The 15,245-nt window shown below is 61.1% G+C and carries 15 protein-coding genes; 12 read left to right on the top strand and 3 right to left on the bottom strand.

Going from position 1 to position 15,245, the window contains the following annotated elements:
* Nucleotides 1–9: 9 nt before the first annotated feature.
* Nucleotides 10–411 carry a type IV pilin protein gene (locus tag AC1DUR_RS02055; RefSeq protein ID WP_477717121.1) on the bottom strand — a complete coding sequence of 134 codons (402 nt, stop codon included), beginning with the start codon at nt 409–411 and terminating at the stop codon, nt 10–12.
* A gap of 147 nt (nt 412–558) precedes the next feature.
* On the opposite strand from AC1DUR_RS02055, the gene ribD reads away from it, so the two are divergent.
* The 10 genes from ribD (at nt 559) to tolA (ending at nt 8,612) form a co-directional block, all read left to right on the top strand.
* Entirely contained in the window at nt 559–1,698 is a 1,140-nt protein-coding gene (gene ribD / locus AC1DUR_RS02060; RefSeq protein WP_477717229.1) for a bifunctional diaminohydroxyphosphoribosylaminopyrimidine deaminase/5-amino-6-(5-phosphoribosylamino)uracil reductase RibD, read from the top strand.
* Nucleotides 1,699–1,799: 101 nt separating this feature from the next.
* Nucleotides 1,800–2,447, top strand: a complete 648-nt coding sequence (locus AC1DUR_RS02065) for a riboflavin synthase (RefSeq protein ID WP_477717122.1) — start codon at nt 1,800–1,802, stop codon at nt 2,445–2,447.
* Nucleotides 2,448–2,449: 2 nt separating this feature from the next.
* Nucleotides 2,450–3,553, top strand: a complete 1,104-nt coding sequence (gene ribBA, locus AC1DUR_RS02070; RefSeq protein WP_477717123.1) for a bifunctional 3,4-dihydroxy-2-butanone-4-phosphate synthase/GTP cyclohydrolase II — start codon at nt 2,450–2,452, stop codon at nt 3,551–3,553.
* 41 nt (nt 3,554–3,594) lie between these two features.
* Nucleotides 3,595–4,059, top strand: a complete 465-nt coding sequence (gene ribH / locus AC1DUR_RS02075) for a 6,7-dimethyl-8-ribityllumazine synthase (protein WP_477717124.1) — start codon at nt 3,595–3,597, stop codon at nt 4,057–4,059.
* A gap of 39 nt (nt 4,060–4,098) precedes the next feature.
* Nucleotides 4,099–4,614: a transcription antitermination factor NusB gene (gene nusB, locus AC1DUR_RS02080; RefSeq protein WP_041388839.1), complete on the top strand. Its 516-nt coding sequence runs from the start codon at nt 4,099–4,101 to the stop codon at nt 4,612–4,614.
* 24 nt (nt 4,615–4,638) lie between these two features.
* Nucleotides 4,639–5,835, top strand: a complete 1,197-nt coding sequence (locus AC1DUR_RS02085; protein ID WP_477717125.1) for a pyridoxal phosphate-dependent aminotransferase — start codon at nt 4,639–4,641, stop codon at nt 5,833–5,835.
* Nucleotides 5,832–6,308, top strand: coding sequence for a tol-pal system-associated acyl-CoA thioesterase (gene ybgC, locus AC1DUR_RS02090; protein ID WP_477717126.1), 477 nt, complete (start codon nt 5,832–5,834; stop codon nt 6,306–6,308). Before AC1DUR_RS02085 ends, ybgC begins: the two co-directional genes overlap by 4 nt.
* Before the next feature lie 27 nt (nt 6,309–6,335).
* The gene (tolQ, locus tag AC1DUR_RS02095; protein ID WP_477717127.1) at nt 6,336–7,028 is read left to right on the top strand and encodes a protein TolQ; all 693 of its coding nucleotides are present in this window, start codon (nt 6,336–6,338) and stop codon (nt 7,026–7,028) included.
* Nucleotides 7,029–7,218: 190 nt separating this feature from the next.
* Entirely contained in the window at nt 7,219–7,653 is a 435-nt protein-coding gene (locus AC1DUR_RS02100) for an ExbD/TolR family protein (protein ID WP_477717128.1), read from the top strand.
* Between the two features lie 68 nt (nt 7,654–7,721).
* The gene (gene tolA, locus AC1DUR_RS02105; RefSeq protein WP_477717129.1) at nt 7,722–8,612 is read left to right on the top strand and encodes a cell envelope integrity protein TolA; all 891 of its coding nucleotides are present in this window, start codon (nt 7,722–7,724) and stop codon (nt 8,610–8,612) included.
* 103 nt (nt 8,613–8,715) lie between these two features.
* On the opposite strand, the gene dnaE is transcribed toward tolA, so the two are convergent.
* Nucleotides 8,716–12,198 (bottom strand): DNA polymerase III subunit alpha, encoded by a 3,483-nt coding sequence (gene dnaE / locus AC1DUR_RS02110; RefSeq protein WP_477717130.1) that lies wholly within the window; start codon nt 12,196–12,198, stop codon nt 8,716–8,718.
* Between the two features lie 85 nt (nt 12,199–12,283).
* Here dnaE and AC1DUR_RS02115 point away from each other — a divergent pair, with 85 nt between their 5' ends.
* Together AC1DUR_RS02115 and egtB are read left to right on the top strand one after the other, a co-directional pair.
* Nucleotides 12,284–13,039 carry a sulfurtransferase gene (locus AC1DUR_RS02115; protein ID WP_477717131.1) on the top strand — a complete coding sequence of 252 codons (756 nt, stop codon included), beginning with the start codon at nt 12,284–12,286 and terminating at the stop codon, nt 13,037–13,039.
* A 50-nt stretch (nt 13,040–13,089) separates the two neighbouring features.
* Nucleotides 13,090–14,421: an ergothioneine biosynthesis protein EgtB gene (gene egtB, locus AC1DUR_RS02120; RefSeq protein ID WP_477717132.1), complete on the top strand. Its 1,332-nt coding sequence runs from the start codon at nt 13,090–13,092 to the stop codon at nt 14,419–14,421.
* Between the two features lie 117 nt (nt 14,422–14,538).
* On the opposite strand, the gene AC1DUR_RS02125 is transcribed toward egtB, so the two are convergent.
* The gene (locus tag AC1DUR_RS02125; RefSeq protein ID WP_477717133.1) at nt 14,539–15,234 is read right to left on the bottom strand and encodes a DUF599 domain-containing protein; all 696 of its coding nucleotides are present in this window, start codon (nt 15,232–15,234) and stop codon (nt 14,539–14,541) included.
* Nucleotides 15,235–15,245: the final 11 nt, after the last annotated feature.

Here is a 15,245-nt window from a genome sequence, read left to right on the forward strand (position 1 = left end):
GAGTTCCTCTTACCAGCAACCGGAAGTGCCAGGCGTTTTGGCGCCCAACTGGTTGAGGGTCAGGGTGCCGCACTTGGTATCGTTGGTCAACTGCGCGCCAATCGGTGTACCGGTGATGACATAAGTCGGTATGCCTGCCAATGCCGTGCAATTTCCGACGGCCGTGGGCATGGTGCAGATGGCAGTGATGGTGTATTTGCTTGACACATCCGCAGGCACCGTCATGCTCAAGTCCGTCACCGCAGTAGCTCCCCCCGCGTAGTAACGGCGATCCAGCATGTACTGCTCCTGCTTGTTGGCCACAGCGAACATGAAGCTCTGCGCCGCAGAGCGGTTGGCCCTGACGATGTACTGGGTGTACGAAGGATAGGCCACAGCAGCCAGAATGCCGATCACGGCCACAGTGATCATGAGCTCTATCAGGGTAAAGCCCCTTTGCCGGAAGCATCGCATCAAAAGTTTTTCCTTCATGCCCGGATTATTCGCAGCCCCACCATCGCCCGCCAGCAGCAGCAGACAAATGGTCGGTCCATCCGGACAAATGGTAAAAACAGGTTTATGCCCACTCCTTTTCCTTCAGAGACTGCCATGCAGCAAGCCGCCGCGCAAGCCGTGCAAGCCACCCTGGCATGCGATCCAAACCCCCGCGTCGGCTGCATCATCGTGGATACCAACGGCCGCACACTGGGACAGGGCCATACCCAGCGCGTGGGGGAGGCGCATGCAGAAATCATGGCATTGCGGGCCGCGCGTGCGGCGGGCTTCGATGTGCGCGGCGCTACCGCTTACGTCACGCTGGAGCCATGCTCCCACCACGGCCGCACCCCCCCATGCTGCGATGCATTGATTGAAGCCGGCATTGCCAGGGTAGCGGTGGCGCAGAAGGATCCTAATCCCCTGGTGGCGGGACAGGGTATCGCGCGCATGCAGAAGGCGGGAATCGAAGTGAGCGTGCTCAACCCGGATAATCCCGTGGCTTTGGCAGCGCGGGAACTCAACATCGGATTTTTCAGCCGCATGATCCGCAAAACCCCCTGGGTACGCATGAAGATTGCGGCATCGCTGGATGGCAAAACAGCGCTGGAAAATGGCGCAAGCCAGTGGATTACCTCGGAAGTGGCACGCACGGACGGGCATGCCTGGCGCGCACGTGCCAGCGCCGTCCTCACCGGCATCGGCACGGTCCTTGAAGACAACCCGCGCCTGGATGTCAGATTGGCTGCCACGCCTCGCCAGCCCCATCTGGTGGTGGTGGACAGCCGGCTTCAACTGCCATTGAACGCCAATCTTTTCACAGGTAACCGCACGATTTATGTCTATGCTGCCGTGCCGGATGATGCCAGGAAGACTGCATTGGAAGAGCGCGGAGCCACCGTGATCTATTTGCCCGGCCGGCAAACCGGAACGCCGGACAAAGTGGACTTGGCCGCCATGTTGCGCGATCTGGCGCAGCGTGAAGTCAACGAGGTGCACGTTGAGGCAGGTCACAAGCTCAACGGCTCCCTGCTCCGGGAAGGGCTGATCGACGAATTCCTGGTCTACCTGGCCCCGAAACTGCTCGGCGCTGGCCATGGCATGGCTTCTTTTGGCCCCTTGCAACAACTTTCTGACGGAATCCCGCTGGAATTTCTTTCCACCGAGAGGGTAGGTGTCGATTTGCGTGTACTCGCCCGCGTCGCGGGACGGGACCGGTTCTAACGCCGCGCAGATACCCGGGAATCTGGTGTTCAGGCGCTCTTTTCCAGGCCTTTAGTGCCCTTTCGGGGCGCAATGGCTCGATTCCCTGCGAAAATGGCGGGATGTTTACCGGAATCATCACCGGCATGGGGCGCATCGTCGCCATCCATAGCCTGGGCAGCTCTTCAGACCATGGCAAGCAACTGACCATTGAAACACCCGCGGGTTATCTCGACGATGTGGGTCTGGGCGACAGCATTGCCCTCAACGGCGCCTGCATGACCGCGACTTCACTGGACAGCGCCAACAACCGCTTCTGCGTCGACGTCTCCGCCGAATCCCTTGCCAAAACCAGCGGCCTGACCCAAACCGGCATCATCAACCTGGAAAAAGCCCTTCGCGCAAATGACCGCCTCGGTGGGCATATTGTTTCCGGCCATGTCGATGGCATTGGCCGTGTGACGCACTTTGCCCAGGTCGGCGAAAGCTGGGAACTGCGCATCCGCACGCCCCGGGAACTGAGCAAATACCTGGCCTACAAAGGCTCCATCACCGTCAATGGAGCAAGCCTGACGGTGAACCGTGTCGTGGACCTGACGGACGACGATGCCGGCGGCAGCGAAATCAGCATCAACCTCATCCCCCACACCGTTCAAAACACGGCACTGGGCCAACTGGCGCCGGGCTCCCAAGTCAATCTGGAAATCGACCTGATCGCGCGCTATGTTGAACGCATGCTCAAAGACACCCATTCACCCCGAAAAAGCTGACCATGACCACTGTAATTTCCCCTGTTGAAGACATCGTTGCCGACATGCGCGCCGGCCGCATGGTGATCCTGATCGATGAAGAAGACCGCGAAAACGAAGGCGACCTCGTTCTGGCAGCAGACCACGTCAGCGCAGAGGCCATCAACTTCATGGCCCGCTTCGGTCGTGGCCTGATTTGCCTGACACTGACGCGCGAACGCTGCGAGTTACTGCAATTACCCCCCATGGCTACCCGTAACGGCACCAAGCATTCGACGGCCTTTACCGTGTCCATTGAAGCGGCCGAAGGCGTCACCACGGGTATTTCTGCCGCTGACCGGGCTCGCACGGTACAGGCCGCCGTAGCCAAAAACGCCAAGGTCAGCGATTTGGTGCAGCCCGGCCACATCTTTCCGCTCCAGGCTGTCGATGGCGGCGTTCTGATGCGCGCTGGCCACACCGAGGCGGGCTGTGACCTGGCGAGCATGGCCGACTGCTCACCGGCCGCCGTGATTTGCGAGATCATGAAGGACGACGGCACCATGGCCCGCCTGCCGGACCTGCTGTTATTTGCCGCTGAACACGGGCTGAAGATTGGCACCATTGCCGACCTGATCGAGCACCGCAGCCGCAACGAGTCGCTGATCGAGAAAATTGGCAACCGCACGCTGCAAACCGCGTTCGGCGAATTTACCGTACATGCGTTCAAGGATAAACCCAGCCAGGGCCTGCACCTGGCACTTGTCCGGGGTCAGTGGTCGGCGGACGATACCGTCGCCGCGCGGGTGCATGAGCCACTGTCAGTCCTCGACGCGCTGGAGGTCCAGCGTTCCATGCATTCGTGGAGCCTGGACCAGAGCCTGAGCCATATCGCCAGGGAAGGCAAAGGTGTGGCCGTGCTGTTGAACTGCGGTGAAAGCGCGGCGCAGCTGCTGGCCCAGTTTGAAGGCACCGCCCGTGCCAGCCAGGCACCCGAACGCGGCCGCATGGACTTGCGCACCTACGGCATCGGCGCGCAGATCTTGCGCGAATGCGGCGTGCACAAAATGAACCTCATGGGCAACCCGCGCCGCATGCCCAGCATGACCGGCTATGGCCTGGAGATCGTCGGCTACATCACTCAGTAATTCAATAACTTCATTCAATAATTCAATCAAGGGAGCTCATTGTGTTTGGTGCAGAAAAAGGTTCGATTGACAAGCTTGACGGCAGGAAATTTTCCATTGGCATTGTGCAGGCGCGCTTCAATGAAAGCGTCACCGATGCCCTCGCCAAAGCCTGCAAACAGGAGCTTGCAGCCCTGGGCGTGGAAGAAAAAAACATCAAGCATGTCAAGGTTCCCGGCGCGCTCGAAGTGCCTTGCGCGCTGCAGGCCATGGCCGAAAGTGACAAATACGATGCCCTGATCGCCCTGGGCTGCATCATTCGCGGTGAGACCTATCACTTTGAATTGGTGGCCAACGAAAGCGGCTCGGCCGTGACACGCCTGGCGCTTGACTACCAGTTACCGATTGCCAACGCGATTTTGACAACCGAGAACCTGGCGCAGGCCGAGGTGCGCCAGGTTGAAAAAGGACGTGATGCGGCGCGCGTTGCCGTCGAAATGGCCAATCTGCTGGACGAGCTTGCGTAAGCCCAGTTCCAGAAAACATTTATTACCAACCGGCGCTTCATGGCTGAACCCCTCAACAAACCCAAACGACCACCCCAAATCCGCACCGGCCTGACCGACACGGGTGTCAAAAAAGCAGCCGACAAATCGGCCCGCACCCGAGCGCGCGAGTTCGCCCTGCAGGCGCTGTACCAGCACCTGGTGGGCCGTAACGACGCCGACTCGATTGATGCCTTTACCCGCGACCTGGTCGGTTTCCACAAGGCAGACTCGGCGCACTACGATGCGCTGCTGCATGGCTGCATTGAGGGCGCCAGCGCCCTTGACGCGGTCATTACCCCCCTGCTGGATCGGCCCATGGCCGAAATTTCACCGGTTGAACATGCCGTGCTCTGGATGGGTGCTTACGAATTCAGGCAGTGCCTGGACGTTCCCTACCGCGTCGTGATCAACGAGTGCATCGAACTTGCCAAGGCGTTTGGCGGCACCGACGGGCACAAATACGTCAACGGGGTTCTGCATAAAATGGCGCCCTCCCTGCGCGCCGCCGAAGTCGCCGCTGACCAGACAAAATAAATTGCTGACCATGAAAGGCTTGCCGTGAAAATCGCCCAGCGGGCTCAGCGGATTGAGCCGTTTTACGTCATGGAGGTTGCCAAGGCAGCCTCGGCGCTGGCCCAGGAATTTGCCGGCAGCGGCAAACCCATGATCTTCCTGAACATCGGCGAGCCGGACTTCACGGCCCCGCCGCTGGTGCAGGAAGCAGCCGCACGCGCCATCGCCCGGGGCACCACGCAGTACACGCAGGCGACGGGCTTGCCGGCTTTGCGCGAACGCATCAGCGGCTGGTACGCCTCGCGCTTTGGTGTCCAGGTGGCGCCCAGCCGCATCATCGTTACGGCGGGTGCGTCGGCGGCGCTGCAGCTGGCGTGCCTGGCACTCATCGAGGTAGGGGATGAAATCCTGATGCCCGATCCGAGCTATCCGTGCAACCGGCATTTCGTCAGCGCGGCGGAAGGCAATGCGGTGTTGATTCCAACCACAGCCGAGGAGCGATTTCAGCTCACGCGCGAGAAGGTACAGGCGGCGTGGAATGACAAGACCCGCGGCGTGCTGCTGGCCTCGCCTTCCAACCCGACGGGCACCTCCATTGCCCCTGAAGAACTGCAGCGCATCCATGAGTTTGTGCATGGCCAGGGCGGCGTGACCCTGATTGACGAGATCTATCTGGGCCTCAGTTATGAAGAACACTTCGGGCATTCCGCGCTGGCCATGCCCGGCGAGCTGGGGCAAAGTGTGGTCAGCATCAACAGCTTCAGCAAATACTTCAACATGACGGGCTGGCGGCTGGGCTGGCTGGTGGTGCCCGAGGCACTGGCGCCCGTCGTGGAGCGCATTGCGCAAAACCTCTTTATCTGCGCCAGCACCGTGGCGCAACATGCCGCGCTGGCCTGCTTTGAGCCCGACAGCCTGCTGGAATACGAGCGCCGCCGCGCCGAATTCAAGGCGCGCCGTGACTACTTCATTCCAGAACTCAACGGGCTGGGCCTGCGCGTTCCGGTCATGCCGGACGGGGCGTTCTATGCGTATGCCGATTGCACGGAAACCGCCGCGCGACTGGGCGTCAGCGGCAGCTGGGACCTCGCGTTCGAGCTGATGAAGCGCGCGCATCTGGCCGTCACGCCCGGACGCGACTTCGGACAGGCAGCACCGGAAAAGTTTGTGCGTTTCTCAACCGCCAACTCCATGGAGCAATTGCGGGAAGCAGTGGCGCGGCTCAGGACCTTGCTGGCATGAGCGCATTCGTTCGTCCCGAGCCTGTCGAGGGGTTGCGGCAACCGCAGCTCCGACAGGTCTTCGAATGGCCGCTCAGGGTGTACTGGGAAGACACCGACGCCGGCGGCATCGTTTTTTACGCCAACTACCTGAAATTTTTTGAACGTTCGCGCACGGAATGGCTCAGATCACTGGGCATTGAACAGCAGCGCCTGAAGGACAGCACGGGGGGCATGTTTGTGGTGAGCGACACCCAGATCCGCTACCACCGCCCTGCCCGGCTCGACGATGAACTGATTGTTACGGCATGCATGGTCGAAACAGGCCGCGCGTCTTTGATAATCAGACAGCAGGCGCTATTGAAAACAGAGCAGGCGGCCGGGCAATCGCCCCTCTTGCTTTGTGAAGGCACGATCAGGATTGGCTGGGTCGAGGCCGCCAGCCTCAAGCCCGCGCGCATACCCGAATCGATAATTTCCTGCTTCCTTTCCTGACAGCTTAAAACCGGGCAAAGCTTCAACATGAACCAAGACCTCTCCATTGTCAGCCTCATCCTCAACGCCAGCTGGGTCGTCCAGCTGGTAGTGGCGCTGCTGGTTGGCGTTTCCATAGCCAGCTGGGCCGCGATTTTCAGGAAAATTGTGGCGCTTAAAAAGGTTCAGAAACTCAACGACGACTTCGACCGTGAGTTCTGGTCCGGCACCAGCCTGAATGATTTGTTTGCAGGGGCCGCGCAAAACGCCAAGCACTCGGGTGCCATGGAGCGTATTTTTGCCAGCGGCATGCGTGAATACCAGAAACTGCGCGAGCGCCGCATCGCCGACACGGGCACGCTGCTGGATGGCGCGCGCCGGGCAATGCGCGCCAGCTACCAGCGCGAACTCGATGCCATCGAAGTCAACCTGTCGTTTCTGGCAACTGTCGGCTCGGTCTCCCCTTATGTCGGCCTCTTCGGCACGGTCTGGGGCATCATGCACGCCTTCACCGGACTGGCGGCCCTGGAGCATGTCACGCTGGCCACGGTAGCCCCCGGCATCGCCGAAGCACTGGTGGCCACCGCCATCGGCCTTTTTGCTGCCATTCCAGCCGTGGTGGCCTACAACCGATTCGCCCATGACATTGACCGCGTAGCGAACCGGCTGGAAACCTTCATCGAGGAGTTTTCCAACATCCTGCAGCGCAACCTGGGCGCCCAGTCGCCTTCGGGCCACTGAAATGTTGACCCCCACGCTTTTCACTTCGTGTAATGCGCGAGGCCTTGCAGGCCGCGGCTCGCCAGACGCTTCGCCTCTGTCGCCTGTCCAATCCTGCTCAAGCAGGATTGGAGCCGCAGGCTCCAGCCCCTCGGGGGCCAATTTATCTCGGGGCGGCCCTTCGCGGCGGCCGTCCGCCTAGGAGATCGCCATGCCAGCTGTCACTTCCCGCGGCCGCGGCCGACGCACCATCAGCGAGATCAACATGGTGCCGTTTATCGACGTCATGCTGGTGCTGCTCATCATCTTCATGGTGACCGCACCGCTGATCACGCCCAGCATGATTGCCTTGCCCAAGGTTGGCAAGGCCAGCAGCAAACCGCCCAATCCGGTGCAGATCGAGATCGGCAAGGACGAGAAGGTCCAGATCAGGATCAAGACGGACGCCCTGCCCAGCAACGTGCGCAACGTGGCCGCCGACATCGTGAAGCGGGAGCCGGCCGTCCAGGCGGCAGGCGCAGACGCGGTCCCGGTCGTCATCAGTGCCGACAAGTCCATCAAGTACGAAACCGTGGTCCAGGTCATGGACAACCTGCAGAAGGCCGGTGTGTCGCGGGTTGGCCTGTCGGTACAAACCAGCAACTGACCCCAAGCCGGCTCAAACCTACCCTCCTCACCATATCCACCATCTCCACTATCCTCACCAACTTCACCATGCCCAGCGCTGCAGACCGCCTTGAGTTTGGCCCGCCTCGCGATGCGGGCTACTTGCGCGCTTTCGCCCTGGCACTGCTTGCCCACATCCTGTTGATGGCCGCACTGACCTGGGGCGTTCACTGGAAACGCAGTGACCGGGCCGCCTCGTTTGAAGCCGAGTTGTGGTCCAGTGTGCCGCAGGAGGCGGCGCCCAAGCTGGTCGAAACACCGCCACCACCTCCGCCGCCACCGGAGCCCAAAGCGCCGGAAGCCAGGGTGGCTCCACCCACACCGAATGTGGACATTGCCCTGGAGCAAGAGAAAAAACGCAAGTTGCTACAGCAGCAAAAAGAAGCCGAGATGCTGAAGGCGCAGAAGCTGCAGGAAAAACTGAAAGCCGAGCTGCAGGCCAAAAAAGAAAAAGAGCAAAAGGCCAAGGAAGAACTGGCCAAGCGCAAAGCCGCTGAAGAAGCCCAGAAAACTGAAGCCAAAAAGCAGGATGCCAAAGACCTGGAGAAGAAAAAACAGGCTGAAGCCCTGGCACAAAAGCAACGGCAGGATGCACTGAACCGCATGATGGGACTGGCTGGCGCCACGGGTGACGCCAACGCCAAAGGTTCAGGCCAAAAATCCAGCGGACCGTCTGCCGGGTACGCCGGAAAGGTCAGGGCCAGGGTCCTGCCCAATGTGGTGTTCACCGAAGATATTGCCGGCAACCCCACGGCCGAAGTTGAAGTGCGCAGCACACCCGACGGCGTCATCCTCGGTCAGCGGCTGGTCAAGTCAAGCGGCAACAAGGCTTGGGATGAGGCGGTGATCAAAGCCATCATTCGTACCGGCACCCTGCCGCGCGACGACGACGGGCGGGTTCCCACTCCGATGATTCTGGAATTCAGGCCCAAGGGCTAGCATGCGCTGGCCTGGCACAGGCCCGCATGTCGGTACGACGACCGACGACCGCTATCAATACAGTAGCTTACTGTCCTTGCATCGGTTCGGCTCAGGCCTTTTTTCACTCATAAACAATCTGCACCAACCCCCGGTCGGCCTGCGCCATCCAGCTGGCCAGCGCGGCATCGGTCGGAAAGAACCGGGCGGCTTCACCCAGATGAAGTTCGGCGGTGGCGCCCACCCTGCCGTCTTGCCGGCGCAGGCTCAGGCGCACCGGTAAACCGCGCTTCAGTTCCCCCTGCTCCGTCATTTCGGGGCGCGGTGGAAAGTCTCGAACCAGCCTCGAAATATCGGGCGCTGCGCCATTGACCGCCACGCGCAAATATTTGCCGAACTTGCAGCGCGCCGTCTCAAGGTCCCAGACCTGTGTGACCTTGAAGCGCCGCCCGAAACGCTCGGAAGCGCCCTGCAGCGTGCCTTGCACAATCACCAGTTCGTCGTCTTTCAGCAGGTTGCGGTTGGCGTTGAAGACAGTCTCGTCCACCGAGGCTTCCAGCACATCGGTCTTGTCGTCGAGCTTGAAAATTATCAGCTTGCCCCGGTTGCCGTTAATCACCCGCAAATCACTGAGAATGGCGGCCAGCAGCTGTGGCTCTCGGGAGTCAATCAGGTCTTCAATCTTGCGCTTGGCAAACTGCCGCACTTCGGTCTCGACCTCGTCAAACAGGTGGCCTGAAAGGTAAAAGCCGATGGCGGTTTTTTCAAGCACCAGGCGCGCTTTCACGCCGAACGGAACCGCCTCGACCAGCGCCGGCTCCTGGGTGCTGGCGGCATGCGAGTCGGACATGTCAAACAGTCCGCCCTGGTTGGCATTGGCTTCAGTGGCGGCGGCAAACTCGAAGGCACGGTCGACCGACGCGAGCAGCTCGGCACGGTTCAGATGCAGGTTGTCAAACGCCCCCCCCTTGATGAGCGCTTCCACGGTGCGCTTGTTCAACTTGCTGCGGTCCACGCGAACGCAGAAGTCGTACAGCGAAGTGAAGGGGCCGCCTTCCTTGCGGGCCACCACGATCGCCGCAATCGCCTGCTGGCCGGTGCCCTTGACAGCGCCCAGGCCATAGCGCACCGATGTGGCGCTGATCGGCTCGAACCGGTAGTCGCCGCGGTTGATGTCGGGGGACTCAAACTGGATGCCCATTTTCTGGGCATCGCCGAACAACACCTTGAGCTTGTCGGTGTCGTCCATCTCCACGGTCATATTGGCCGCAAAGAATTCGGCGGTGTAGTGCACCTTGAGCCAGGCCGTATGGTAGGCCAGCAGCGCGTAGGCGGCAGAGTGCGACTTGTTGAAGCCGTACCCTGCAAACTTTTCCATCAGGTCAAAGACTTCGTCGGCTTTTTCCAGCGTCAGGCCGTTCTCGCCGGCGCCCTTGCGGAACACCTCGCGCTGGGCATCCATCTCCTCTTTCTTCTTCTTGCCCATCGCACGGCGCAACAGGTCGGCGCCGCCGAGTGAATAGCCGCCCAGGATCTGCGCGGTCTGCATCACCTGCTCCTGGTAGACCATGATGCCGTAGGTCTCTTCCAGGATGGGCTTGACGCGTGGGTCGGGGTATTCCGGTTCTTCCTTGCCCTGCTTGCGCGCAATGTAAGTCGGGATCAGCTCCATCGGCCCGGGGCGGTAGAGCGCGTTCATCGCGATCAGGTCTTCCAGCCGGTTGGGTTTGGCATCCTTGAGCATGCGCTGCATGCCGATACTTTCAAACTGGAACACGGCTTCGGTCTGACCGCTGCCAAACAGGGCATACACCTTCTGGTCGTTCAGCGGCAGGTCCTCGAACCTGAAATTCTTTTGCGCCGGATGGCGCTGGATGATGAATTCCCGCGCTATTTCCAGAATGGTGAGGGTGGCCAGACCCAAGAAGTCGAACTTCACGAGGCCAATGGCCTCCACGTCGTCCTTGTCAAACTGGCTCACCGCGGAGTCGCTGCCGGGCTGGGCGTAGAGCGGGCAAAAATCGGTCAGCTTGCTCGGCGCAATCAGTACGCCCCCGGCGTGCATGCCGACGTTGCGGGTCAGGCCTTCCAGCTTTTGCGCCAGTTCCAGCAGGGTGCGTACGTCTTCTTCCTTGCGCTCGCGCTCGGCCAGGATCGGCTCGGCCTCCTTGGCCTTTTCAATCGTGATGTGCTGGCCCGGCTTGTTGGGAATCAGCTTGGAAATGCCGTCGCAAAACCCGTACGGGAAATCCAGCACACGCCCCACGTCCCGAATGGCGGCGCGCGCCGCCATGGTGCCGAAGGTCACGATCTGGCTCACCGCCTCCTTGCCGTATTTGTCCTTCACGTAGTCAATCACGCGATCGCGGTTGGTTTGGCAAAAGTCAATATCGAAGTCGGGCATGGAAACCCGCTCAGGATTCAGGAAACGCTCGAACAGCAGGTTGTACTGCAGCGGGTCGAGGTCGGTGATCTTCAGGGCATAGGCCACCAGCGAGCCCGCACCCGAGCCGCGGCCAGGCCCCACCGGGCAGCCGTTGTTCTTGGCCCAGTTGATGAAATCGCCCACGATCAGGAAGTAGCCCGGAAACCCCATCTTCAGGATGGTGTTGATCTCGAACTCCAGCCGCTCGACATAGCCCGGCCGCTTCTGGTCGCGCAAGGCCGCATCAGGGTACAGGTGCGCCAGGCGCTCTTCCAGCCCTTCGAACGAGGCATGGCGAAAGTAGGCATCAATGGGCAGGCGCACACCATCGACTTCCGGCGTCGGATAGTCGGGCAGCATGGGCTTGCCCAGCTCGAGCTTGAGGTTGCAGCGCCTGGCAATTTCCAGCGTATTGGCCAGCGCCGATGGCACATCGGCAAAGAGCTGCGTCATTTGCGCTGCCGACTTGAAATATTGCTCGCGCGTGAACTTGCGCACACGGCGTGTGTTCCCCAGTATTTCACCTTCGGCAATGCAGACACGCGCCTCGTGCGCCTCGTAGTCGTCGTAGGTGAGGAACTGCACGGGATGCGTGGCCACCACCGGCAGCTTAAGCCGGGCAGCCAGCTGGACGGCCGCCGCCACATGGCGCTCGTCATCCGGACGCTGGGCGCGCTGCAGCTCCAGGTAAAAGCGGTGGGGAAACAGACCCGCCAGGTGCAGGGCGCACTCCAGCGCCCGTGCGTCGTCCCCCTGAAGCAAGGCCTGGCCCACGGCGCCACCCTGGGCGCCCGACAGCGCAATCAGGCCCTCGTTCAGTTCTTCAAGCCACTCCAGCTTGATCACGGCCTGGTCGCGCACCACGTTTTTGGTCCAGGCGCGCGTGAGCAGCTCCGACAGATTGAGGTAACCCCTGTGGCTTTGCACCAGCAGCAGCAGGCGGGCCGCAGGCGTCGCAGCATCTTTTCCCGGAACCTGCACCCAGACGTCGGCACCTATCAAAGGCTTCACCCCGGCGCCACGGGCTTCCTTGTAGAACTTGACCGTGCCGAACAGGTTGCTCAGGTCGGTAATGGCCAGTGCCGGCTGCTGGTCGGCCGCGGTGGCCTGAACAATCTCATCAATGCGGTTGGTCCCGTCGACGACTGAAAACTCGGTGTGGATACGTAAATGGACAAACATGTGCTTCATTTTAGGGCTGGGGCCACCGCCCATTTCGCCAATACCCCCATTGCCCGCCCGCGCCTTGCCTACAATTAGCCGCATCATGCAAATTCTGAACATTGCAGCGTATAAATTTGTCGCGCTGGACGGCCTGCCCGAGCTGCAGGCAGGGGTGCTGGCGGCCGCGCAATCGCGCGGCATCAAGGGCACCGTGCTGCTCGCGGAAGAAGGCATCAACCTCTTTCTGGCCGCCGGCCGCACCGACATTCATGATTTTTTGGCATGGCTGCGAACCGACGCCCGTTTTCATGGCCTGGAAACCAAGGAAAGCTGGTCCGCAGGACAGCCCTTTCGCAAGTTGCTGATCAAGATCAAGCCTGAAATCATCCGCACGAATCACCCGGCTATCCGGCCTTCTGCCGGCCGGGCACCAGCCGTTGGCGCCGCCACGCTCAAGCGCTGGCTGGACAGCGGGCACGATGACCAGGGTCGCCCCGTGGTGACACTGGACACGCGCAACGCGTTTGAGGTCGATGTCGGCACCTTCAGGAATGCCATCGACTGGCGCATCGACAAGTTCACCGAGTTTCCGCAAGCCTTGCTGGATCACCGTGAAGAGTTGCAAGACAAAACCGTTGTAAGTTTTTGCACGGGCGGGATTCGCTGTGAAAAAGCCGCGATTCTCATGCAGGAGGCAGGCGTGGCGCATGTTTACCAGCTCGACGGCGGCATCCTGAAGTATTTTGAGGAAAGCGGCCACGCCCACTTTGAGGGCGAGTGTTTTGTCTTTGACGAACGCCGGGCCCTGGATCCGGCGCTCAATCCCCGGGTGCAGGTCGGCGCTTTGTCTGACAGCTGACGGGGGCAAGCTATGGAAAGCTGCGGAAATCACCCCCAAGGCGATAACCCATGACTCCCTCACAACCCGTGCTTCGCACCGTCACGCCGGCTTCCGATCTGGAAAAGCGCTTTCAGCAGGTCCGCGCCCAGACCGAGGCTCTCATACAGCCGCTAAGCGCTGAAGACTGCCAGCTCCAGTCCATGCCGGAGGCAAGCCCGGCCAAGTGGCATCTGGCGCACCTCACCTGGTTTTTTGAGACCTTCGTCCTGGAGAGGTTCGAGCCGGGCTTCACACCTTTCAATCCTGGCTTCCGCGTGCTGTTCAACAGCTATTACAACGGCGTTGGGGCTAAATACCCGCGGCCACAGCGCGGCCTGATCAGCCGCCCTTCGCTTGAGGAAGTACTGGCTTACCGTGCACAGGTCAATGAACGTGTGCTGAACGTGCTGGCTGCAGGCCGGCGGGCCGGCCAGGGCGAACTCGCGCAACTCGTCACGCTGGGCCTGCATCACGAGCAACAGCATCAGGAGCTGCTGCTCACCGACATCAAGCATGCCCTGTCCTTCAATCCGCAGCGGCCCGCCTATGCCAGACGCTGGCCGCTGGCCGGCATCCATCCCCAGCCGCTGCGCTGGCATGGCTACGCCGGCGGCCTGACAGAGCACGGCTTTGACACCGGACGGGATGGCGGGTTTGCGTTTGACAACGAAATACCGCGTCACCGCGTCCATGTTGCCCCCTTTGAGCTGGCGAGCAGGCTGGTGACCAATGGGGAAATGATGGCCTTCATCGCCGATGGCGGCTATCAGCGGCCCGAGTTATGGCTGTCCATGGGATGGGACTGGGTGGAAGCCGGTCAGCGCCGTTTACCGCTTTACTGGCAGGGCGATCTCCCCGATACCCACGCGGATGCCAACTACCGCAACTTCACGCTGCAAGGGCTGGTGGAAGTAGACTCGAATACCCCCGCGTGCCATCTGAGCTACTTTGAGGCCGATGCGTTTGCGCGCTGGGCTGGCGCGCGGCTTCCCACCGAGTTTGAATGGGAAGCGGCGGCCCGCGCCCTCCCCGCGCCGCCAGGCGAACGGCCGGGGAACTTTGTCGAGAATGCGGCCTACCACCCCTTGCCACTGCAGCAGCCCAGCCAGGGCGCTCCCGCGCAGATGTTTGGCGATGTCTGGGAGTGGACGCAGTCCAACTACAACCCCTACCCCGGCTACAAACCCTGGGAGGGGCTGGTGGGCGAATACAACGGCAAGTTCATGTGCAACCAGTTTGTGCTGCGCGGCGGCTCGTGCGCCACGCCGCAAAGCCATATTCGCGCGAGCTACCGCAACTTTTTCCCGCCCGATGCCCAATGGCAGTTCAGCGGCCTGCGGCTGGCGCGCGACATCACCTGAGAGTTTCAACGAAGAGAAAATTCTCCGCCGGGCCGTGCGCCGCGCAGGGCCGCCCCAAGCAAGCACAGCCCCCTCGGGGGGCAGCGCAGCACACGAAGTGGCAAGCGTGGGGGCTACTTATTCCCGCAAAACGCCCAGCACGTCGGAGTCAAATTCACGGTTGTAGAGAATCAGCAGCACCACAGCCGTGGCCAATGCAAAGGCAATGGTGGAGAAAAACCACGCCATGATGGCAAAGCTGAGGTAATAGGCGCGCAGCCCGTCGTTGAAGGTCTCGGCGGCCAGCCCCACCAGGCGACTGGCCCGCAGGGCAAACATTTCACGGTCAAACTTGCCCTGTTCAAACTCCTGCGGCGACGGCATGGAGCCAATCACCAGCGCGACAAAGGTGTACTGGCGCATGGACCAGCTGAAGCGGAAAAAAGCGTACACAAACACGCCCACCATCATGATGACCTTGAGGTCAAAAATCAGCACAGAGGTCCGGACCGCAAACGGGATCTCCCGCACCAGCTCCGTCGCCTTGTCGGTCGTACCCAGCAGCGCGAACAGGCCGCCGATGATGATGATGGTGGTTGAGGAAAAAAAGGCCGGCGTGCTCGACAGGTTTTGCGTGATGATTCCGTCGATGACCCGCGGGTCGCGGGCGGTGGCCTGCAACAGCCAGTAGTGCCGGTAGCGGTTGGTGGTCTGCAGCAGCGAAGGCCGTTGCACGCCGTAATGCCGGGCAAACCAGGCATAGCCTATCCAGCCCGAGAAAAACCAGACGATGGCCAGCCAGTCACCCCAGGGAAGCAGCGCGAAGATTTTCATCGCGCCATCTT

The organism is Polaromonas sp. P4_F4 (assembly GCF_056401355.1).